This window comes from Alcaligenes sp. SMD-FA (genome assembly GCF_025960365.1).
Classification (GTDB): domain Bacteria; phylum Pseudomonadota; class Gammaproteobacteria; order Burkholderiales; family Burkholderiaceae_B; genus Alcaligenes; species Alcaligenes aquatilis.
This window is the reverse complement of the sequence record NZ_CP110108.1, coordinates 2,817,345-2,838,700: the sequence shown is the minus strand read 5'-3', so window position 1 is coordinate 2,838,700 and position 21,356 is coordinate 2,817,345. Positions and strand designations below refer to the sequence as shown.

The following is a 21,356-nucleotide window of genomic DNA, read 5'->3' as shown; positions in this document are numbered from 1 at the left end:
TAGAGAGCTTGATTTCGCTTGTCTATCGCCGATAACACCGGTTGATGCCACTCGTCCTCAGTCCAAGCGGGTCCCTCTCGTTGGTATAGCCGTCAGCGAGTTCTCCAGACCTATCTGGTAGGGCGTTTTCGCCTTTCATTTTTAATGCTTGTCATAGCTGGTTATTTCATCTATATTTATGGGCTTGCTTGTAACCATATAAGCAATCGCGGACAGGTGGCAGAGTGGTCGAATGTACCTGACTCGAAATCAGGCGTACGTGCAAGCGTACCGTGGGTTCGAATCCCACCCTGTCCGCCACCTAAGATTTTAAAAGCCCTTGATTATTCAAGGGCTTTTTTGTTTTCTGCCGGTCTGAATATCCTGTTCTCTGTGCTTGGTTTGTTTGCCGTTTTGTCACATGAGCACGTTAAGGTAAAAGTGTCAGTGGCAGCCGATGTCCGGGAAATTCACCCGTCACATTTTGCATGGCCGACTTTTTTCCAGCGTAGGCAGAAGGTATATAGGGCAATGCGCTAACACCGGGTCCGATGGTGTTTGACTTTGCTCTGGAGGCCTTGAGGATTCCGGACAAAAGGATCCCATTGCATTTCCCGGCAGTGGGGGCGGCGAGTACACTTGAGGTTTCAGTTCTCTGTTGTCAATACTCACGAGGTATCTATGCTGAAAGGTAAAAAAGCAGTTGTAACAGGATCGACCAGCGGTATCGGTCTGGCCATGGCCACCGAATTGGCAAAAGCCGGTGCAGATGTGGTGATCAATGGTTTTGGTCAGCCTGAAGATATCGAGCGCGAGCGCAGCACGCTGGAGTCCACGTTTGGTGTCAAAGCCTATTATCTGAATGCAGATCTGAGCGACGCACAGGCCACGCGTGACTTTATTGCCAAGGCGGCAGAGGCCTTGGGCGGTCTGGATATTCTGGTCAATAACGCTGGTATTCAGTACACCGCGCCTATCGAAGAATTCCCGGTGGATAAATGGAATGCCATCATTGCCTTGAACCTGTCGGCTGTGTTTCACGGTACGGCAGCAGCCTTGCCCATCATGCAAAAGCAGGGTTGGGGGCGCATTATCAATATCGCCTCGGCACACGGTCTGGTGGCATCGGTAAATAAATCGGCTTATGTGGCTGCCAAGCACGGTGTAGTGGGCCTGACCAAGGTGACGGCGCTGGAAAATGCTGGCAAGGGTATTACTTGCAACGCAATCTGCCCGGGCTGGGTACGTACGCCCTTGGTAGAAAAACAGATTGAAGCGATCAGCCAGCAAAAAGGCATTGATATTGAAGCCGCCGCTCGCGAGCTGCTGGCTGAGAAACAACCTTCCCTGCAGTTTGTCACCCCCGAGCAATTGGGCGGTGCCGCTGTGTTCCTGTCGTCTCCCGCTGCGGATCAGATGACGGGTACGACGCTAAGCCTGGATGGTGGCTGGACGGCTCGCTAATTGTTGTCAAAGCGTATTGTGTGGATAACAGATAAAGGGCGTGGCCCTTTATCTGTTTGTATAGAAAGGATATAGGCGCATGTTGTTATTGCTCTCGCCAGCAAAAAAGCTGGATTACGACTCCCCTGTACGCACGGAGCTGGCGACCCAGCCTCTGTTTGTGGAGCAGGCGCAAGGCTTGATTGATATTTTGCGCACTCAGTCCGAAGAGGATGTCGCTGGTTTGATGAAGCTAAGTGACGATCTGGCTCGTTTGAATGTTCAGCGCTACCAGGAGTGGGAGCCCAAATTTGACCGCTCCAACGCCCGTCAGGCCATTCTGGCTTTCAATGGTGATGTGTACGAAGGTATGGCTGCGACAGACTTGTCGGACAAGGAACTGCAGTGGGCGCAGGACCACATTGTGATTCTCAGTGGCTTGTACGGCGTATTGCGTCCCTTGGACTTGATGCGCCCTTATCGTCTGGAAATGGGGACTCGCTTGAAAAACCCCAGTGGTGCGAATCTGTACGCGTACTGGGGCAGCCGCATTGCCAACTATCTGAACGAGCGTCAGGACGGGAAAACCAAGCCCGTCGTTCTGAACCTTGCCTCCGAAGAGTATTTCAAGGCGGTGGATCAGAAAGCCCTGCGTGCTCGTGTGGTGCAGTGTGTATTCCAGGACGAGAAAAACGGTGTCTGGAAGATCATCAGCTTTTACGCCAAGAAAGCCCGTGGTTTGATGGCACGCTTTGTTATCGATAAGCGTGTTCAAACGGTGGAAGGTTTGAAAGCGTTTGATCGTGAAGGCTATATATTTCAGCCCGAGTTGTCCAGCGAGGATAAGCTGGTGTTTCGTCGCTCCGAACAGGACGCCAAGGCTGGATAAGCATTTAGCTTTATTACTTTCCTAGTAGGGGCAGATCTTTAGTTGCTCTGCAGTCTTGCTGGTATGAAGAGGAAAGGCAGGGCCATATATTGCGCCTTGCTTTTTTTTGGCCAGCGGCCTGAGGAAGGCTTGGTGCCCTATGCTCTTGTGCTTTGTGCTTTGTGCTTTTGCGTATTTGGCCCTGACAGCGAGTTCCCCATGTATACGGGATAGGGCCATCACGCCCCTTGCTGTTTCAATTCCTGCTTGCGCTCCGGTGGCAACTGCGGGCCAGTGCTGTATTCCAGACCTCTCATGTCCTGACGTATCAATTGGGCGGCTTTGCTCATTTGGCGGATAGGGTAGGCGAGCATGGCCAGTTCGCCTTCGGTTTCGATAGAGGCGGGCGGCTCTGCATCCTGATCGTTGATCAGTGCGCCAATCGCATCCAAAGAGTTCTGTATGCCCGGCGGGATCTGGCTCAAATTAGCCAGAAGTGGCGTGGCGGCGCTGATTTGCGAGGCCAGTACATGGTTTTGAATCAGCAGATTATTCAGTAGGGATACATTGGCTTGACGGCTGACAGGCTCATCCATCATGCGATAAAAGGCCGAGGCAAAATTGCTGAAGGCAATGTGTACGTTTTTGTTGGCCACTTGCCAAGCGGTATCGGCTTCCATCAAGTCTAGATCCACTTGTTCTTTCTGGGCTTCTGTCATCGTGGGCTGGCCATCCTGCCCGCTCTTGAGGCTCTGGTTGTGCAGACGACTCAAACGAGCGAATTCCAGACCGGCACGCCAGAATTCTTTGTTTGCGGCCAAGGCCGCGCGAGCCAGTCCTGTCATGGCGCTGGACTCCCAGTTGGGCAGCAAGTAGCTGGCTGCCATGGCGATACCGCAACCAATCAGCGTATCCACCAAACGTTCTCCAATAATGAAGGAGCCACCCGTGGACAGGAACTGGAAGGACAGGATCACAAAGATCGTGTTGAACAGAGCCGATAGCAGGAAGTTCAACTGGACCAGACTGTTGCCCAAGAGGTAGGCCAGTAACATGGCAATCAGATACAGCTCGCGGTTGTTGGTCAGTTTCAGAAGCAGGAAAGCGGCCGCACAGCCCAGTACCGTGCCAAAGAGACGCCAGCCATTGCGCTGGCGGGTAATGGCAAAGCCCGGTTTCATGATGACCAGAATCGTCAGGATGATCCAGTAGCTGTGGGCGGTCAGGGCACTGACCAGGCCCAATTCGCTTTGGAAGTGAGTGCTGAGTGCGCCGACACCCAGTGCCACCATGGAAGCAATACTGACCCGTGCCGCATAGCGAAAGTGCGAGGACTTCAGCTTGAAATTGCTGGTCAGCATGCCCAGCCGTAGCTCCTCGCGCGACAGCATTCGGCTTAGCGATTTATTCAGGTACTGATCAACTGGAAGATTCTGGCTGGCCCGGTGAGACAGGCTGGCCATATGCTCGACGATCCGGTTCAGGTTACGCAGGCGGCGTAACACCTGAACTAATAGTGCATACGTTTCCGGGTCTGATTGAGACATGCCCTGGCGCTTGTATTTCTCCAGCTCGTATTCCATGGCGCGGATCTCTGCTTTGACGCTGGAGCGACGAGTTGTGCGAGCACTGCGTGAAACATTCATGGCAATGCGGCCAATATCCAGCGACAGCTTGTGCAAGCCATCACGCGCAAAAATCATGAAATCGCTGTCGGAAAGCTGGCGGCGCAGGACGGTGTAGTCGGTATAGGTCGCGACCAGCGAGTCCAGAATGCTGACCATATTCAAGAAGATTGTCAGCAGTGCCTTGCGGTGGTGATCGCCTCGTCCATAACCGCGTGGCAGTTCACGCAGCACCACATCGCGGGCGGCCTGGTGCTTTTCGGTCATATTGGATTGCAGATTGATCAGCCGTCGATAGCAGGCGTCCAGGTCCGAGGTGGAGTCATAGAACTGTGAGCGCGCTTCCATGTATTCCGCTGTGGCAAACAGGGCTACTGCCAGTGTCTGGCGCTCTTCCCGATACCAGAACAGGCGTCGGAACAGGGTGCTGAACAGGTAGTAGGACAGGCCACCGGCAAAGGAGTACAGCGTATGGGCCAGCACCTCGTGAGGCTGCATGGGAAAGCGCATCGTCAAGGTCATCAGCAGCAGGGCGGCAAAACCAATCAGCCCGCCACGACGGCCAAAGACGGAGAACATACTGTACAGAAAGCACAGAAAGGGGACGCACAGCACCAGGAGCAGGGGGGAGCTGGAGGCCAGACCCGTCAGGCCGACTGTGACCGTGCCCAGTGCAATGCCACCGAGCATTTCATTGTTGCGGTAGCGGCGCGGGCCGCCCGGCTGGTCAATGATGGCCACACAGGTGGCCCCCATGGAGGCAATGACGCCAATATCATAGTGACCGAAGAAACGGCCCAAAATAATGACCGGCAACAACACGCCGATGGACTGGCGCAGCCCACCGAAAAAATAGTGGCTATACAGGAATTGTTTTAATTGTGGGATGGGCGATGCCATAAAATACCCGGACAGCTCGTCATGGGTAGACAGTATATCGTTTTACGTATGTAAGCTTTAAGCCTGTTTTTTTGCACTTTACCAACAATCACAGTTGCTCGCTTTGTGCAGTCAAGGTAAAGTAACCAGGTGTTTTTGCTCCATATCCGAGCAAATTGTAGCGAGGCACTGTTAACCGGGCCATCCGCCCGGTTTTTTGCGCCTAAAAACTTTGTTGCTGGCCGCGTCACAAGCGTGGGATGCCAGGACTTCCGTTTCAAGCTAACGCATACGTTTTTGTGTGCACGCACTGGGTGTCGAAGAGTGCAGGCCGGACGGTAATGTGTCTGGGTGGTGTGGTCCTGTGGGCCATGAAGCGCCAGATCATGTTGCTGACATCGGTTCAAGCTCGGACCGTCGTGGTCGATCGATATTGCAGAGCAAGACTGAAAGGAAAACTCATGTCTGAATTAAATGGCGCAGATATTGTCGTGCGCACGCTCGCGGACGAAGGCGTGGAACACGTTTTCGGTTATCCGGGTGGTGCCGTTCTCTATATCTACGACGCAATCTTCAAGCAGGACCGCTTCCAGCACATTCTTGTGCGCCATGAACAGGCCGCTGTTCATGCTGCGGATGCTTATTCCCGTTCGTCTCAAAAAGTGGGCGTGGCACTGGTAACCAGTGGCCCGGGCGTCACCAATGCTGTCACCGGTATTGCAACCGCTTACCTGGACTCCATTCCGATGGTTATCATCAGTGGACAGGTCAGCACCCAGGCAATTGGTGAAGATGCTTTCCAGGAATGTGATGCCATCGGTATCACCCGCCCTTGCGTCAAGCACAACTTTTTGGTGCGCGATGTTCGTGATTTGGCCGATACCATTCGCAAGGCATTTTTCATTGCCACGACGGGCCGCCCTGGTCCTGTGCTGATTGATATCCCCAAAGATATTACGACCGCAACGTGTAAATACACGCCCAAGCGTGGCGAGGTCAAGATGCGCTCCTACGCGCCTGTGACCAAAGGCCACCAGGGGCAGATCAAGAAAGCCGTCCAGATTCTCAATAGCGCCGAACGCCCACTGATTTACGTCGGTGGTGGCGTGGTGCTGGGTAATGCCGAAAACGAGCTCAATGAGCTGGTCAAGTTAAGCGGTGCTCCGTGCACGACTACCTTGATGGGGCTGGGCGCTTATCCAGGCACGGCCGACCAGTACATCGGCATGCCTGGCATGCACGGTACCTACGAAGCCAATATGACCATGCAGCATTGCGACGTTCTGGTCGCTGTCGGTGCACGGTTTGATGACCGCGTGATCGGCAATACCCGTCACTTTGGTCAGAATCCACGCAAGATCATTCATATTGATATTGATCCCTCCGTGATCTCCAAGCGCGTGAAAGTGGATGTGCCTATCGTAGGCTGTGTTAAAGACGTGCTGACCGAGCTCAACGAGCTGTATGCGCAAAGCCGTCAGGAAGCGCAAAACCCGCCTTCCTTGAACGACTGGTGGAAACAGATCAATGTCTGGCGTGGCAAGAACTCCTTGGCCTACGCCAAGTCGGACGAACTGATCAAGCCGCAATACGTGGTGGAATCCCTGTGGGAAGTGACGGGCGGCAACGCTTTCGTGACCTCCGACGTAGGACAGCATCAGATGTGGGCGGCTCAGTACTACAAATTCAATAAACCCCGTCGCTGGATCAATTCCGGTGGCCTGGGCACGATGGGCGTAGGCTTGCCTTACGCAATGGGTGTGCAAATGGCCAACCCTGGCCAGGATGTTGCGGTCATCACGGGTGAAGGCTCTATCCAGATGAACATCCAGGAACTGTCTACGTGTAAACAGTACCGCTTGAGCCCCAAGGTTCTTTGCCTGAACAATCGTTATTTGGGCATGGTGCGCCAGTGGCAGCAAATCGACTACGGCTCGCGTTATTCCGAGTCCTATGTGGATGCACTGCCTGACTTTGTCAAACTGGTGGAAAGCTATGGTCACGTGGGTCTGGAGATCGACAAGCCAGCCGATGTGGTCCCCGCTATTCGCGAAGCCTTCACCACGCACAAAGACCGCCTGGTATTTCTGAACTTCATCACGGACCAAACCGAAAACGTGTTCCCGATGGTGAAAGCAGGCCGCGGCCTGACAGAAATGCTTTTGGGCCCGGACGATCTGTAAGGAGAGAACCATGAAACACGTCATTTCTATCCTTCTGGAAAACGAGCCCGGCGCACTGTCCCGTGTGGTCGGCCTGTTTTCGGCCCGTGGCTATAACATCGAGACCTTGACGGTTGCTCCAACCGAGGACGACACCCTGTCTCGCATGACGATCGTTACCCGAGGGGCGGACGACGTCATCGAGCAGATCACCAAGCACTTGAATCGTCTGGTTGACGTGGTCAAGGTGGTGGATCTGTCCGAAGGCCCTCACATCGAGCGTGAACTCATGCTGATCAAGGTGCGGGCAGTGGGCAAGGAACGTGAAGAGATGAAGCGTATGGCGGATATTTTCCGTGGTCGCATCATTGATGTTACGGACAAGACATACACCATCGAACTGACCGGTGTTCAAGACAAAATTGCTGCTTTCATCAATGCGCTGGATCGTACGGCCATTCTTGAAACAGTGCGCACCGGGGTCTCTGGTGTCAGCCGTGGCGAACGTGTCTTAAAGCTGTAAGCCAAGGCTTTTTCAGGACATAATTACCGCTTTTATTCAGGGGGCTGCTTTTCAAGGCGGCTCCTTGTAAAGGGTAAACACGGCCTGGTGCTGTGTAGACCGCGGTGGCCTGTTCTGGAAGTAATGAGTCAAGGTCTTTTTTGTGCCGCTGCTGCATGAGCGGCCATTCTCGAATTGCTGTTTAAGCGAAATTATTAAATTTGGAGCACCTGAAATGAAAGTTTTCTACGACAAGGATTGTGATCTTTCCCTGATCAAAGGCAAGACCGTTGCCATCATCGGTTACGGCTCGCAAGGCCACGCCCACGCCCTGAACCTGCACGAATCCGGCGTGAACGTGGTTGTTGGTCTGCGTAAAGGCGGCGCCTCCTGGAGCAAAGCCGAGAACGCTGGCCTGAAAGTTCAGGAAGTGGCTGAGGCCGTCAAGGGTGCTGATGTCGTCATGATCTTGTTGCCTGACGAAAACATTGCTGAGGTTTACCGCAACCAGGTTGCTGAAAACATCAAGCCCGGCGCTGCTCTGGCATTTGCTCACGGCTTTAACGTTCACTACGGCCAAGTTGTGCCACGTGACGATATCGACGTCATCATGATTGCTCCCAAGGCTCCAGGTCACACCGTTCGCGGTACCTACAGCCAAGGCGGCGGTGTTCCTCACCTGATCGCTGTGTACCAGGACAAGACCGGCGCTGCTCGCGACGTGGCTCTGTCTTACGCATCCGCTAACGGTGGTGGCCGTGCCGGTATCATCGAAACCAACTTCCGCGAAGAAACCGAAACCGACTTGTTCGGCGAACAGGCTGTTCTGTGCGGTGGTGCCGTTGAGCTGATCAAGGCTGGCTTCGACACGCTGGTTGACGCGGGTTACGCTCCTGAAATGGCTTACTTCGAGTGCTTGCACGAGCTCAAGCTGATCGTGGACTTGATCTACGAAGGCGGTATCGCCAACATGAACTACTCGATCTCCAACAACGCTGAATACGGCGAATACGAGACCGGTCCGAAGATTGTTACCGACGAAACCCGCAAAGCCATGCGTCAGTGCCTGGAAGACATCCAGACTGGTGTGTACGCCAAGAACTTCATCCTGGAAAACGCCGCTGGCGCTCCTACTCTGATCTCGCGTCGTCGTATCAACGCCGAATCGCAGATCGAGCAAGTGGGTAGCAAGCTGCGCTCCATGATGCCTTGGATTGCCGCTAACAAGCTGGTTGATAAGTCCAAGAACTAAGTTTGATATCGGGGCAGTTCCATAAGCTGTCCTGGTCTTGAACCTGAACCGGCTGACGTCTTGCGGCGTCAGCCGGTTTTTTATTGCTGCAAGAATTTGACCTTCAACGCAGCTTCTGCTTGGGCTAAAAGCAAGCGTGGAAGCGCCTTGTTCTCGTCTTATAGCCGTATTGGTGAGGGCGCGATAAAATGCAGTGCTTGATTGGTCTATCGTGCCCCTGTCGGGGTGGCGCGCAAGCGGGTTCGATAAAATCCATTATTTATCCGCGAACTCCCTGGCCGCAGGCCCCTTGGCCATTTCTGTTCGCTCTGGCTTATATTTGCTGGAATTATTCGCACTCTGTAGCTTTGTGGACAATGCTACATTTGAGTGTTCAGTCCTTAGCAACAACTCTTAAAGCATAAATTATGCCCAATTTGCTCAATGATGAAACACGTCGTCGGCGTAGCATCTATCTTCTGCCCAACGCATTTACGACCGCCAATCTGTTTGCGGGGTTTTATGCCGTTGTGCAGGCCATGAATGGCCGTTTTGAAGCGGCGGCCATCGCCATTTTCCTGGCGCTGGTATTTGATGGCATGGATGGGCGGGTCGCTCGTTTAACCAACACCCAGTCCGCCTTTGGCGAGCAGTACGACTCCATGGCTGACATGATTTCTTTTGGTGCGGCACCCGCGCTGGTCATGTATGTCTGGGCCATGCAGGGTTTGGGGCGCTGGGGATGGTTGGCTGCCTTTATTTACGTGGCCGGTGGAGCATTGCGCCTGGCTCGTTTCAATACCAATATTGAAGTGGTCGACAAGCGCTTTTTCCAGGGTTTGCCAAGCCCGGCCGCTGCTGCGCTGGTGGCCGGCTTTGTTTGGCTGGCCGTGGACAACAAGCTGTCCTTGCAAGTGAACGTCATTCCCTGGGTTGCCTTTGGCTTGACCATTTATGCCGGTCTGGCCATGGTGTCCAATGCGCCTTTCTATAGTGGCAAGTCCTTTGCGGTCAGCCGTAGCGTACCGTTCTGGGCCATGCTGCTTTTTGTGCTGGTCTTTGTGTTTGTCTCTACTGATCCCCCTGTGTTCCTGTTTGGCTTGTTCTGCCTGTATGGTTTGTCGGGTTGGTTCGTTATGGCCTGGCGCTGGCGTCGGGCCCGAGCCTTGGCACGACTTCGGCGTGGAAACAACTAAAATACTCGGCTTGAGCGGGTTTTCAGGTTGAAATGCTTAACGCCTTCTCCAGTTTTTAGCTATAATCGTTTGCTTGCATCGGACCTTGGTCTGGTGCGTTCAATTTCATTTTCAACACGTTAGGGCACCTCGGTCCTAACGCAAGTCTTAGAGGCTAAATAAAATGGCAGTTGCAGATATCAAAAAAGTCGATATCGTTTCCGAGTTTCAGCGTAAACAAGGCGATACAGGCTCCCCAGAAGTGCAAGTGGCTTTGCTGACCGCTCGCATCAACGAATTGACTGGCCACTTCAAGGCTCACAACAAAGATCACCACTCCCGTCGTGGTCTGTTGCGCATGGTTAGCCGTCGTCGCAAATTGCTGGATTACCTGAAAGGTCGTAATCCAGACGCTTACCGTGCTTTGATCGAAAAACTCGGTCTGCGTAAGTGATACCGGGGCTGGCTCCCCGCTAAACAACCGTGCATTCGGCGAACTGGTTTCGCTGTGTGCACGGTTTTTTTATTGTAAGGATTCTCCTAATGTTCAATAAAGTCACCAAGTCTTTCCAGTACGGCGAACATACCGTCGTTCTGGAAACCGGCGAAATCGCACGTCAGGCGTCAGGTGCCGTGCTGGTTTCGATTGAAGACACGGTTGTGTTGGCCACTGTTGTTGGCAAAAGTGAAGCGAAAGCAGGTCAGGATTTTTTCCCTCTGACCGTTGATTACGTCGAAAAAACCTACTCCGCTGGCAAGATCCCTGGTGGTTTCTTCAAGCGTGAAGGCCGTCAGTCCGAGCGCGAAATCCTGATCTCTCGCTTGATCGACCGCCCACTGCGCCCTCTGTTTCCTGAAGGCTTCTACAACGAAGTTCAGGTCATTATTCACACGGTATCGGTCAATCCCGAAATTGATCCTGATATCGCTGCCATGATTGGTGCCTCGGCTGCCCTGGCTATTTCCGGCATTCCTTTCAACGGTCCTGTGGGCGCTGCTCGCGTGGGTTACGTTGATGGCCAGTACGTGCTGAACCCATCCGCCACTCAGCTGAAATCCTCGGCTCTGGATCTGGTTGTGGCCGGTACCGAACAAGCTGTGCTGATGGTTGAGTCCGAAGCCAAGCAATTGTCTGAAGAGATCATGCTGGGTGGTGTGGTGTTTGCTCACGAGCAAATGCAAGCAGCCATCAACTGCATTCACGAACTGGTTGAAGAAGCTGGCAAGCCCGAGTGGGATTGGCAGCCTGCCGCAGTTAACGAAAGCCTGCTGGCTTCGGTAACCGCTGCCGCTGAAGAGGGCCTGACACAAGCCTACCAAACTCGCGAAAAACAGGCTCGTACCGAGCAAGTGCGCGCTGTTTACGCTCAAGTTAAAGAAACGGTCAAGGCTCAAGCTGAAGCCGCCGGTCAGGCCTTGCCTGATATGGTTGCCGTCGAAAACATGATGTTCGACCTGGAAAGCAAGATCGTGCGTTCGCGCATCTTGAGCGGTGAGTCCCGTATTGACGGTCGCGACACCCGTACCGTTCGTCCTATCAGCATCCGTCTGGGCGTTCTGCCTCGTGCTCACGGTAGCGCCTTGTTCACGCGTGGCGAAACTCAGGCTTTGGTGGTGACCACCCTGGGTACCAAGCAAGACGAGCAGATCATTGATTCGATTATGGGCGAGTACCGTGATCGCTTCATGATGCACTACAACATGCCTCCGTTCGCCACCGGCGAAGCTGGCCGTTTCGGCGCTCCCAAGCGTCGTGAAATCGGTCACGGTCGTCTGGCCAAGCGTGCTTTGACTCCCTTGCTGCCAGCCGCTGAAGATTTCCAGTACTCCATCCGCGTGGTGTCCGAGATCACTGAATCTAACGGTTCCTCCTCCATGGCATCCGTGTGTGGTGGCTCTCTGTCCATGATGGATGCTGGTGTGCCTGTGCAGGATCACGTGGCTGGTGTGGCCATGGGTCTGATCAAGGAAGGCAACAAGTTTGCTGTGCTGACCGACATTCTGGGTGACGAAGATCACCTGGGCGATATGGACTTCAAGGTTGCCGGTACCGAGAAAGGTATTACTGCTTTGCAGATGGATATCAAGATCCAGGGCATCACCAAGGAAATCATGCAGGTTGCATTGGCTCAGGCTCACGAAGGCCGTATGCACATCCTGGGCAAGATGAAAGAGTCCATCGACGGTTCCCGTACCGAGATGTCCGAATTCGCGCCTCGCATGCTGACCGTGAAGATCAACCCCGAGAAGATTCGTGACGTGATTGGTAAAGGTGGTGCCACCATCCGCGCCCTGACCGAAGAAACCGGTACACAGATCGATATTTCGGATGACGGTACCATCACGATCGCCAGCGCCGATCTGGACAAGGCCCGCGAAGCCGAGCGTCGTATCAAAGAACTGACCGCCGAAGTGGAAGTGGGTCAGGAATACGAAGGCCCAGTGATGCGCTTGCTGGACTTTGGTGCGATTGTTCAAGTGCTGCCAGGCCGTGATGGCTTGCTGCATATCTCCGAGATTGCCAACTACCGTATCGCCAACATCAATGACGTGCTGAAAGTGGGTCAGGTTGTTAAGGTCAAGGTCATCGAAGCTGACGAGAAAGGTCGTCTGCGTCTGTCGATCAAGGCAATCGGCGGTATTGAAGCCCAAGGCGGCCCAGCCGCTCCTGCTGCTTCCTGATAGCGTTTGCAGTCTGCATGAAGAAAAACCCGCCGAAAGGCGGGTTTTTTGCGTTTGGCTGCTTTTTGGGAAAGGGGCTGCGTATTGGGTTGTGTCAGGAGCTGGAGGGTAATCTGTTGGTGCTGTACCTGTACCTGTACCTGTGCTTGTTATGCCAGTGGTTTCAGTCGTAGCCTTAGTTGTCGTTGTAGTTGTAGTTGTGGCTTTGCTTGTTGTTGGTTCGCTATTTCTGAGCTGTTTGCTTCTTGGGACGGTTTCGGTCCAGTAGGGGTTGGAGAGACTTTACGGAGCGGAGGGATAAACAGTCGGTCAGGTTCAGGTGGCGGTTGCGGGGCGATGGCTTGGATTGGTTTTCAGGCAGGACGCAAAAAAGCCCGCTTTGAAGCGAGCTTTTTTGATTGGTACTTATTTGTCACGAGCGAATAAAAACCGAGGTTTTTATGGTGGGCAAAGAGATCTGCCAGCTATCGTGAATATTTGGTGCATCCAGCCGGAATCGAACCGGCACGATCAAAGATCGAGGGATTTTAAGTCCCTTGCGTCTACCAATTCCGCCATGGATGCAGCGGGAGATGATGGCGGAAGCGGTGAGATTCGAACTCACGGATGGGTTACCCCATCGCCGGTTTTCAAGACCGGTCCATTCAACCGCTCTGGCACGCTTCCTATTCCTTGGGCTTTTTCCCGGCACGCTCTTCGTGTGAAAAGCACGGCGGCCAGGAAAGCCTTAAAGTGTAACGTATAAATTTGCCAACGTCATGGAAATAATCTGTTTTCATGGCAGGAATAGGGGTGTTGATACCAGTGCCTGTGATAGATTGCAGCAAGTAAGGTGGCTTTTTGTTGTTTGTCTTTTGGCCGCGCTGGAAAAAATAGTCTAGAGATTAGGGAGTAGGTATGCGAGTTGTGGAGATTACCGAGTTTGGAAAGCCGGAAGTGTTGCGAGTGGGCGAGCGCCCCATGCCACAAACAGGTCCTGGTGAGGTGCTGGTCAAGGTGCTGGCGGCGGGCGTGAACCGTCCGGACGTCTTGCAACGAGCAGGCGCTTACCCGCCACCGGCTGGTGCCTCTGATATTCCTGGTCTGGAACTGGCCGGTGAAATCGTATCGGGCGATGTGCAGGGTAGTGAGTTCAAGATTGGTGATCAGGTCTGTGCGTTGGTTACTGGTGGTGGCTATGCCGAATATTGTGTGGTGCCAGTACAGCAGTGCTTGCCTATTCCTGCGGGTTTCAGCTTGCTTGAAGCGGCGGGCCTGCCAGAAACCTTCTTTACGGTCTGGAGCAATGTGTTTGAGCGTGGCCAATTGAGCAAGGGCGAAACCTTGCTGGTTCATGGTGGTGCCAGTGGCATTGGAACGACAGCCATTCAGTTGGCAGTGGCTTTGGGGCATACGGTGTATGCCACGGCTGGCAGCGACGAGCGCGTAGAGGCCATTCATCGTCTGGGCGGGATTGGTATCAACTACAAAACCGAGGTTTACGAAGACGTCATCAAGAGCAAAACAGGTGGTCGTGGCGTGGATGTGATTCTGGATATGGTTTCTGGTGATTACATCAACCGGGATTTGACGTGCCTGGCCGATGACGGCCGTATCGTCATTATTGCTTTGCTGGGTGGGGTGAAGGCCACGATTAATTGTGGTGAGATTCTGCGTCGTCGTCTGACTATTACCGGCTCAACCTTGCGCTCTCGTTCTGTAGAGTTCAAGGCGCAACTGGCTCAGGCGCTGAAAGCGCGAGTCTGGCCTTTGCTGGAAGCAGGGCAGGTTCGCCCCTTGATTCACGCCACTTTCCCTCTGGAAAAAGCCAGTGAAGCGCACGCCATGATGGAGGCGGGTGAGCAGGTGGGCAAGATCATTCTTATTCCTTAAAAGCTGCGAGGGGTGGCGTGGCCGCCCCTTTTCTTATCGTGTTGAAATGAATTTTCTGCTAAATATGCGCGAAATGGATTCGCTCACGCTACAATAGTCGGTTAGCTGCGCCTTGATTGTGGGCGTTGGTGTAACTTTTTGACTGGCATCAAGGGAGCAATGAGCGTACATTCTTCGCGTAAACGACTGGTTGCGGGTAATTGGAAATTAAATGGCTCGCTTGATGGCAACAGCCGTCTGCTGCAAGAACTGCTCGTTCAGCCTGATGCTCAGGCAGATTGTGATGTGCTTGTATGCGTTCCTTATGTGTATTTGTCCCAGGTGGCAGGTATCTTGAAAGATTCGACCATCGCGGTCGGTGCTCAAGATGTCAGTGTCCACGCCAAGGGGGCGTATACCGGGGAGATCTCGGCGGCAATGCTGGTTGATGTGGGTTGTCGTTGGGTGATTGTCGGGCATTCCGAACGTCGTCAGTATCATCAGGAAAGCAGTGCTCAAGTCGCCGCCAAAGTTATTGCGGCACTGGATGCGGGCTTGACGCCGATTGTCTGTATTGGCGAGCAGTTGGCCGATCGTGAGGCAGGGCAGGAAACCTGTGTGGTGCAAGATCAACTCGAACCTATCAAGGCTCTTGGGGCCGAGGTGGTTTCCAAACTGGTGCTGGCCTATGAGCCGGTCTGGGCGATTGGTACGGGTCTGACCGCAACGCCGGAGCAAGCGCAGCAAATGCATCAGCAGATTCGTGCCTACATGGAATCGGATCAGTTGCGTATTTTGTACGGTGGCAGTGTGAAAGCGGATAATGCCGCAGAGCTGTTTGCCATGCCGGATATTGATGGTGCCTTGGTGGGTGGTGCGTCTTTGGATGCACAGGAATTTTTACGTATTGTGGCCGCTTAAAGGGTCTGGAGTCTTTAAATGCAAGATTGGATGTCTTCCGTTCTGATGGCGGTGCAGGTTATCTCCTCGCTGTTGATTATTGGTCTGGTTCTGCTGCAGCAAGGCAAGGGCGCTGATATGGGCTCGGCCTTTGGTGGTGGCTCGGCGGGTAGTGTGTTCGGCGCAGCAGGTGCGGCCAACTTTTTGTCGCGCATGACCAAATGGGCGGCAATTGTCTTTTTTGTGTCTACTGGCGGTTTGGCTTGGGTAGCTCATCACCCAGCCCAAAAAGCTGATGCGGGTGTGATGCAGGGGTATGAATCCTCTGTGCCTGGTGCAGCTTCATCGGGTGCTGCTTCGGTTCCTGCGCCAGCGGCTTCTGTACCTGCAGCGGTTCCTTCGGCAGCCCCTGAACCAAGCGCGCCAGCAGTTCCTGCTGCTGAGTAAGTCTGGCCTATTTGTGGGGTTCTTGTCGCTCTCTATAAGGGCTCACAAAGGTCACGCGCAGGATCTGAAGGTGCGATATCGAAGCCCGCTTTAAGGCGGGCTTCATTTATTTAGTGACGTTTATGCAAAATATGCCTGAGTACGGGCTTTTTTGGGTGTTTGGGCTTGTTTTGTACTGACAGTCTTACTTTTGTCATGCTAATATCGCTGTCTTGATTGCTTGCCGACGTGGTGGAATTGGTAGACACGCTATCTTGAGGGGGTAGTGGCGAAAGCTGTACGAGTTCGAGTCTCGTCGTCGGCACCAAACTAAAAAGTAAGAAAGCTTTGTGATTGCAGAGCCTGGAAATAAAACCTGATCCTGAAAAGGGCAGGTTTTTTTTTGCCATTTTTTTGGTGCTTAGTGTCTTGCTCAAATTGCAGGGTTTTGGGGTGTGTTGGGGTGTTTGTTCTGGTTTGAAAAGAGCTTCGGCTGGGTCAGTGTGTTCTGAGTTTTGTTAAATCCTTGTTTCTCGTAATATGGGAAATTGTTGTTATCACTGCTTTGGGTGTCCCGAGTTTGGGATGGGCTTTAGGGGCTTACTTCCAGTTAGGCGGCAGGGTTTGTTTTTTTGTTGTGTTTCCATAGAGCCAGTATTGGCGACCGATTGCCAGCAGAAGTTAAAGCAAGTTCTTAAGAGGGTTTTGGCTTTAGCTTGCTAATCGTCGCCTTAGGTTGAGGTGGCTTGGAAAGCCGCTGTAAGTGGGTTTTTGTTGTGTATAGCCAACAAGCTGTGTACAAAGATTCACGTTTCCGAAGGGTTTCGTAGTCAAGCGACGGGAATTTTGATGCAATAGCGTTAACTTCCCATCGCGGAGTTAGAAAGAGCAGCAGCACTGTTGTAGTTGGGCTGCTCTGATTTACTCAAATCTACGGAGATTTCTTACATGAAAAAGACTCTGCTCGCTGCTGCTCTGATGGCCGGCTTCGCTGGCGTCGCACACGCAGAAACGTCTGTCACCCTGTACGGTATTCTGGACGGTGGTATCGGTTACCAAAAATTCAAAGCTACTGAAACCTACGTTAACGGCGCCGGTGGTTCTTACGAACAGAAGAAAACCGGTATGATCAACGGCATCCAGTCGGGCAACCGCTGGGGTCTGAAAGGTTCCGAAGATCTGGGCGATGGCCTGCGCGCTGTATTCCAACTGGAAAGCGGCTTTGACCTGTCCACCGGTAAGTCCGCTCAAGGTGGCCGTCTGTTCGGTCGTCACGCCACTTTGGGTCTGGCTGGTGACAGCTGGGGTCAACTGGACTTCGGTCGTCAAACTAACATCGCCTCCAAGTACCTGCCAGGCGTAGCCGATCCTTTCGGCGGTGGTTTCGACCAAGCTAACATCGGTGGTGCTTTCACAGCCGCTAACACCGCTCGTTACGACAACATGGTCATGTACCAAACCCCTAACTTCTCCGGCTTCCAGTTCGGCGTTGGTTACTCTTTCAACACTGATGGCTCTCAAGTCGCTAAGATTAACGAAGTTAACAACATTAATGATGGTCTGGAGCGCAACCAGCGCGCCGTGACCACCGGTCTGCGTTACGTTAACGGCCCTATCGGTGTTGCTCTGACATACGATCAGTACAAAACTGCTGAAAGCCGTGCTGTTGTGAATGGTCCAGTTAGCGGTGGTGACACTGTTAAGTCCTGGAACATCGGTGGTAGCTACGACTTTGAAGTTGTGAAGGCTTACTTGGCTTTCGGTCAAACCCGTGACGGTTTGTTCGCTGCTCAATCCTACAGCGGTTTTGGTTTGGGTGATGCAATGCTTGCCAATGGCTTGAACAGCCTGGACGGCCTGAAAGTTAACTCCTACTTGGTCGGTTTGTCCGCTCCAGTGGGTGCCGGTACTGTGATGGGTTCCTGGACGATGGCTGATCCTCGTTCGGCTCCAGATGCACTGGCTAACTCCACGCTGTCGTGGGAAATGAAGAAACAGCACACCTTCAGCCTGGGTTACAGCCACCCACTGAGCAAGCGCACGAACGTGTACGCAATTGGTTCCTACGCCAAGAACGTGTACTTCATGCCTGATGCTAAGTCGACTCTGATCGGCGTTGGTCTGCGTCACCAGTTCTAATCGTTTCGCGTAGCATGTCTACGCGTTGCGAAAGGCGAATTTTCGGATTCGCCTGAACTGCAGAAGTATAAAAAGCCATCCTTCGGGATGGCTTTTTTATTGCTGTTTTTTTTGGTGTCTGTTTGAGTCCGTTTGGGCTATAGCGGCTTTATTTGGTTTTGCTGCTCGTGTTGATGAGTGCGTTGGTATGTGCTTGCTGTTGAGTTAAGGTTATGGGTTTCTTGGGGTAGTGCTCTGTTGTTGTGGTGTAGGGTCAGGGGCTGGAGCGCGTGCTAAGTCTGTCTAACGTCCATTGCGACTGCTTGGTCTTGTTTGGCTTGCTTACAAAATAAGCAGGAAAAATCCTTTTCTTCTGCTTGGTGGCTGACATTTACCTTACAAAAACGAGTAAGATGTTTGATTGAGGTCTATAATCGCAACCCTTAATAGAATAAATAATCAATAGTTGAAGGGTTTCCAGTCAGGTAGCTGACAGTTTTTGCGGCGTGGGTGCAACACCCGCGCATAGATGTAATGCTTTGGGGTTATCCCCCAAAACTGTGCTCTCAAAATGCTACAATCCAAGAGTTTATTTACTGCGATTGGATGCTTTGCATGAACCTGCAAGAGTACTTTCCCGTTTTGCTATTTATCATCGTCGCCACTGGGATTGGCCTGGCTCTACTTTTAGTCGGTCGAGTGCTTGGTCCAAACCGGCCCGATGCTGAAAAGCTCTCTCCTTACGAATGCGGTTTTGAAGCATTCGGCGATTCGCGCATGAAGGTGGACATTCGTTACTACCTGATCGCGATTCTGTTCATCATGTTCGATCTGGAAATCGCTTTTCTGTTTCCCTGGGCCATGGCCAATGGAACAGTAGGCCTGGTCGGTTTCTGGACCGTTATGGCGTTCCTGGCCGTTTTGACGGTCGGTTTTATCTACGAATGGAAAAAAGGCGCTCTGGACTGGGAATAACCCATCCATGGAGAACCCTGCTTGGGGTTTTCGCGTCTGCTGCTGGGCATAAGGGGCACGAGGATGCGTCTTGATGACAGCGGGTTTGGTCAGCAACAGGATAGGCCGGGGCTTCCCAGGCTCTGATCCGGCAAAAGGCAACTACTATGGCTATCGACGGCATTCTCAAAGAAGGTTTTGTGACGACCAGTGCAGACAAGTTTCTGAACTGGGCAAAAACAGGGTCCATGTGGCCCATGACATTTGGTCTGGCCTGTTGTGCAGTGGAAATGATGCACGCTGGTGCGGCTCGTTATGACCTGGACCAGTTTGGCATTATTTTCCGTCCCAGCCCTCGTCAATCTGACTTGATGATTGTGGCGGGCACTCTGTGCAACAAGATGGCGCCTGCCTTGCGCAAGGTGTACGACCAGATGGCTGAGCCACGCTGGGTTGTTTCCATGGGCTCCTGTGCCAATGGTGGCGGTTACTACCACTACTCTTACTCGGTTGTGCGCGGCTGTGACCGCATCGTGCCGGTAGACGTGTACGTGCCGGGCTGTCCTCCAACCGCTGAGGCTTTGGTTTACGGCTTGCTCCAAATGCAGAACAAGATCCGTTTGACCAATACCATCGCACGCTGAACGGTTAGAACAGGCTAAACAAGACTATGACACGGCTAGAAACTTTAAAAACCAACTTGCTCTCTATTCTTGGTGAGCAGGCTGCGTTGACGCAAGCGCGCAATGAACTCACTTTGGAAGTGCCGGTTGATGCATGGCTCGATACCTGCACACTGCTGCGTGACCACGCTGACTTGCGCTTTGAGACCTGTATTGATTTGTGCGGGATTGATTATTCCGCCTGGAAAGCACCCACCTATCAGGCTGCATCGGCTCAGTTTCCCCACCGCTTTGCTGTTGTGTTGCACTTGATGTCCTTGAAGCACAACTGGCGTTTGCGTGTGCGCTGCTTTGTGCCAAACGACGATTTTCCCGCTTTGCCAACCCTGTTCGAGGTCTGGCCTTCGGTGAACTGGTTCGAGCGCGAGGCGTTTGACCTGTACGGCATTATTTTCGAGAACCACCCTGATCTGCGTCGCATCCTGACCGACTACGGTTTCATCGGCCATCCGTTCCGCAAAGACTTCCCCATCTCCGGCTACGTCGAAATGCGCTATGACACCGAGCAGAAGCGGGTCATTTACCAGCCCGTCACCATCGAGCCGCGTGAAATCACGCCACGTGTGGTGCGCGAGGATGATTACGGAATTGGGCGATAAGCATCATGGCAGAAATTCAAAACTACACCCTGAACTTTGGTCCTCAGCACCCCGCCGCACACGGTGTATTGCGTTTGGTGCTTGAGCTGGACGGCGAAGTTATTCAGCGTGCTGACCCTCATATTGGTCTGTTGCACCGCGCCACCGAGAAACTGGCCGAAAACCGCACTTTTCTGCAAACCCTGCCTTATATGGACCGCTTGGACTATGTGTCCATGATGGTGAATGAACACGCCTACTGTATGGCTGTGGAGCGTCTGGTCGGTGTGCAGGTGCCTTTGCGTGCCCAGTACATCCGCGTCATGTTTGACGAGATCACTCGCATTCTGAACCACCTGATGTCCGTGGGTTCGCATGCGCTGGACGTGGGTGCCATGGCCGTGTTTCTGTACGCCTTTCGCGAGCGCGAAGACCTGATGGACTGCTACGAAGCGGTCTCCGGTGCTCGTTTGCACGCAGCTTACTACCGTCCAGGTGGCGTGTACCGTGATCTGCCCGGCAGCATGCCCCAGTACAAGGCCAACAAATACCGCTCCGACAAAGAACTGAAAGCCATGAACGAAGCGCGTTCAGGTTCCTTGCTGGATTTCATTGAAGACTTCACCAACCGTTTCCCTGCTTGTGTTGACGAGTACGAGACCTTGCTGACCGATAACCGTATCTGGAAGCAGCGTTTGGTGGGCGTAGGTGTGGTCGACGCTGATCGCGCCAAGGCGCTGGGCTTTACCGGCCCCATGCTGCGTGGTTCGGGCGTGGAGTGGGATCTGCGCAAGATGCAGCCCTACGAAGTCTACGACCGCGTCGAGTTTGATATTCCTGTGGGTCGCAACGGTGACTCTTACGACCGTTACCTGGTTCGTATTGCAGAAATGCGCGAGAGTAACCGCATCATCCGTCAGTGTGTGCAGTGGCTGCGCAACAACCCCGGCCCTGTCATCACGGATAACCACAAAGTGGCGCCGCCGTCGCGCGAACGCATGAAAACCGGGATGGAGGACCTGATCCACCATTTCAAACTGTTCTCCGAAGGGATGCACGTGCCGACTGGCGAAGTGTATGCCGGTGTGGAGCATCCCAAGGGCGAGTTTGGCATTTATCTGGTATCTGACGGCGGCAACAAGCCTTACCGCATGAAGATCCGTGCTCCGGGCTTCGTCCACTTGCAGGCCCTCGATGAAATGAGCCGCGGTCACATGATTGCTGACGCGGTCACGATCATCGGTACGCAGGACATTGTGTTTGGCGAGATCGACCGTTAAGGTCGCGCCTGGAAAAACGG

17 protein-coding genes and 4 tRNA genes are annotated in these 21,356 nt (G+C 53.3%); 18 read left to right on the top strand and 3 right to left on the bottom strand.

Annotated elements, in window-relative coordinates:
• The first annotated feature begins 210 nt into the window (after nt 1-210).
• The 3 genes from OKX01_RS13095 to yaaA all read left to right on the top strand — a co-directional run bounded on the left by OKX01_RS13095 (nt 211) and on the right by yaaA (nt 2,311).
• A tRNA-Ser gene (locus OKX01_RS13095) sits at nt 211-300 on the top strand.
• Between the two features lie 360 nt (nt 301-660).
• A complete protein-coding gene (locus tag OKX01_RS13090) occupies nt 661-1,443 on the top strand; it encodes a 3-hydroxybutyrate dehydrogenase (RefSeq protein ID WP_094197369.1) in 783 nt (260 codons plus the stop codon).
• Nucleotides 1,444-1,522: 79 nt separating this feature from the next.
• The gene (gene yaaA / locus OKX01_RS13085) at nt 1,523-2,311 is read left to right on the top strand and encodes a peroxide stress protein YaaA (protein WP_264671830.1); all 789 of its coding nucleotides are present in this window, start codon (nt 1,523-1,525) and stop codon (nt 2,309-2,311) included.
• Nucleotides 2,312-2,529: 218 nt separating this feature from the next.
• Here the strand turns inward: yaaA and OKX01_RS13080 are convergent, their stop codons facing one another.
• Nucleotides 2,530-4,815 (bottom strand): FUSC family protein, encoded by a 2,286-nt coding sequence (locus tag OKX01_RS13080; protein ID WP_125277924.1) that lies wholly within the window; start codon nt 4,813-4,815, stop codon nt 2,530-2,532.
• Between the two features lie 440 nt (nt 4,816-5,255).
• Here OKX01_RS13080 and ilvB point away from each other — a divergent pair, with 440 nt between their 5' ends.
• From ilvB to pnp, 6 genes are all read left to right on the top strand, one after another.
• Nucleotides 5,256-6,977, top strand: a complete 1,722-nt coding sequence (ilvB, locus tag OKX01_RS13075; RefSeq protein ID WP_094197366.1) for a biosynthetic-type acetolactate synthase large subunit — start codon at nt 5,256-5,258, stop codon at nt 6,975-6,977.
• A 10-nt stretch (nt 6,978-6,987) separates the two neighbouring features.
• Nucleotides 6,988-7,479, top strand: a complete 492-nt coding sequence (gene ilvN / locus OKX01_RS13070) for an acetolactate synthase small subunit (RefSeq protein WP_003801075.1) — start codon at nt 6,988-6,990, stop codon at nt 7,477-7,479.
• 214 nt (nt 7,480-7,693) lie between these two features.
• Nucleotides 7,694-8,710, top strand: coding sequence for a ketol-acid reductoisomerase (gene ilvC / locus OKX01_RS13065; protein ID WP_094197365.1), 1,017 nt, complete (start codon nt 7,694-7,696; stop codon nt 8,708-8,710).
• Between the two features lie 407 nt (nt 8,711-9,117).
• Entirely contained in the window at nt 9,118-9,885 is a 768-nt protein-coding gene (gene pssA / locus OKX01_RS13060; RefSeq protein WP_094197364.1) for a CDP-diacylglycerol--serine O-phosphatidyltransferase, read from the top strand.
• A 163-nt stretch (nt 9,886-10,048) separates the two neighbouring features.
• Complete coding sequence (gene rpsO, locus OKX01_RS13055; RefSeq protein ID WP_003801068.1) at nt 10,049-10,318, top strand: 30S ribosomal protein S15; 270 nt, start codon at nt 10,049-10,051, stop codon at nt 10,316-10,318.
• 89 nt (nt 10,319-10,407) lie between these two features.
• Nucleotides 10,408-12,546: a polyribonucleotide nucleotidyltransferase gene (gene pnp / locus OKX01_RS13050; protein WP_094197363.1), complete on the top strand. Its 2,139-nt coding sequence runs from the start codon at nt 10,408-10,410 to the stop codon at nt 12,544-12,546.
• A gap of 478 nt (nt 12,547-13,024) precedes the next feature.
• Here pnp and OKX01_RS13045 read toward each other — a convergent pair.
• A tRNA-Leu gene (locus tag OKX01_RS13045) sits at nt 13,025-13,110 on the bottom strand.
• Nucleotides 13,111-13,122: 12 nt separating this feature from the next.
• Nucleotides 13,123-13,212 (bottom strand) — tRNA-Ser (locus tag OKX01_RS13040).
• Nucleotides 13,213-13,443: 231 nt separating this feature from the next.
• Between OKX01_RS13040 and OKX01_RS13035 the strand changes: the two genes are divergently transcribed.
• The 9 genes from OKX01_RS13035 (at nt 13,444) to OKX01_RS12995 (ending at nt 21,336) form a co-directional block, all read left to right on the top strand.
• A complete protein-coding gene (locus OKX01_RS13035; protein WP_121739294.1) occupies nt 13,444-14,418 on the top strand; it encodes an NAD(P)H-quinone oxidoreductase in 975 nt (324 codons plus the stop codon).
• Nucleotides 14,419-14,577: 159 nt separating this feature from the next.
• A complete protein-coding gene (tpiA, locus tag OKX01_RS13030) occupies nt 14,578-15,318 on the top strand; it encodes a triose-phosphate isomerase (RefSeq protein WP_094197360.1) in 741 nt (246 codons plus the stop codon).
• 18 nt (nt 15,319-15,336) lie between these two features.
• On the top strand, nt 15,337-15,744 hold the full coding sequence (gene secG, locus OKX01_RS13025; protein ID WP_094197359.1) for a preprotein translocase subunit SecG: 408 nt from the start codon (nt 15,337-15,339) through the stop codon (nt 15,742-15,744).
• A gap of 222 nt (nt 15,745-15,966) precedes the next feature.
• Nucleotides 15,967-16,051, top strand: a tRNA-Leu gene (locus tag OKX01_RS13020).
• A 620-nt stretch (nt 16,052-16,671) separates the two neighbouring features.
• Nucleotides 16,672-17,862, top strand: coding sequence for a porin (locus tag OKX01_RS13015; protein ID WP_108727776.1), 1,191 nt, complete (start codon nt 16,672-16,674; stop codon nt 17,860-17,862).
• 594 nt (nt 17,863-18,456) lie between these two features.
• Nucleotides 18,457-18,816, top strand: coding sequence for an NADH-quinone oxidoreductase subunit A (locus OKX01_RS13010; protein ID WP_003801061.1), 360 nt, complete (start codon nt 18,457-18,459; stop codon nt 18,814-18,816).
• Between the two features lie 146 nt (nt 18,817-18,962).
• Nucleotides 18,963-19,439: a NuoB/complex I 20 kDa subunit family protein gene (locus tag OKX01_RS13005; RefSeq protein ID WP_003801059.1), complete on the top strand. Its 477-nt coding sequence runs from the start codon at nt 18,963-18,965 to the stop codon at nt 19,437-19,439.
• Between the two features lie 26 nt (nt 19,440-19,465).
• Entirely contained in the window at nt 19,466-20,077 is a 612-nt protein-coding gene (locus OKX01_RS13000) for an NADH-quinone oxidoreductase subunit C (RefSeq protein WP_042482529.1), read from the top strand.
• Between the two features lie 5 nt (nt 20,078-20,082).
• Nucleotides 20,083-21,336 carry an NADH-quinone oxidoreductase subunit D gene (locus OKX01_RS12995; RefSeq protein ID WP_094197357.1) on the top strand — a complete coding sequence of 418 codons (1,254 nt, stop codon included), beginning with the start codon at nt 20,083-20,085 and terminating at the stop codon, nt 21,334-21,336.
• The last annotated feature ends 20 nt before the right edge of the window (nt 21,337-21,356 follow it).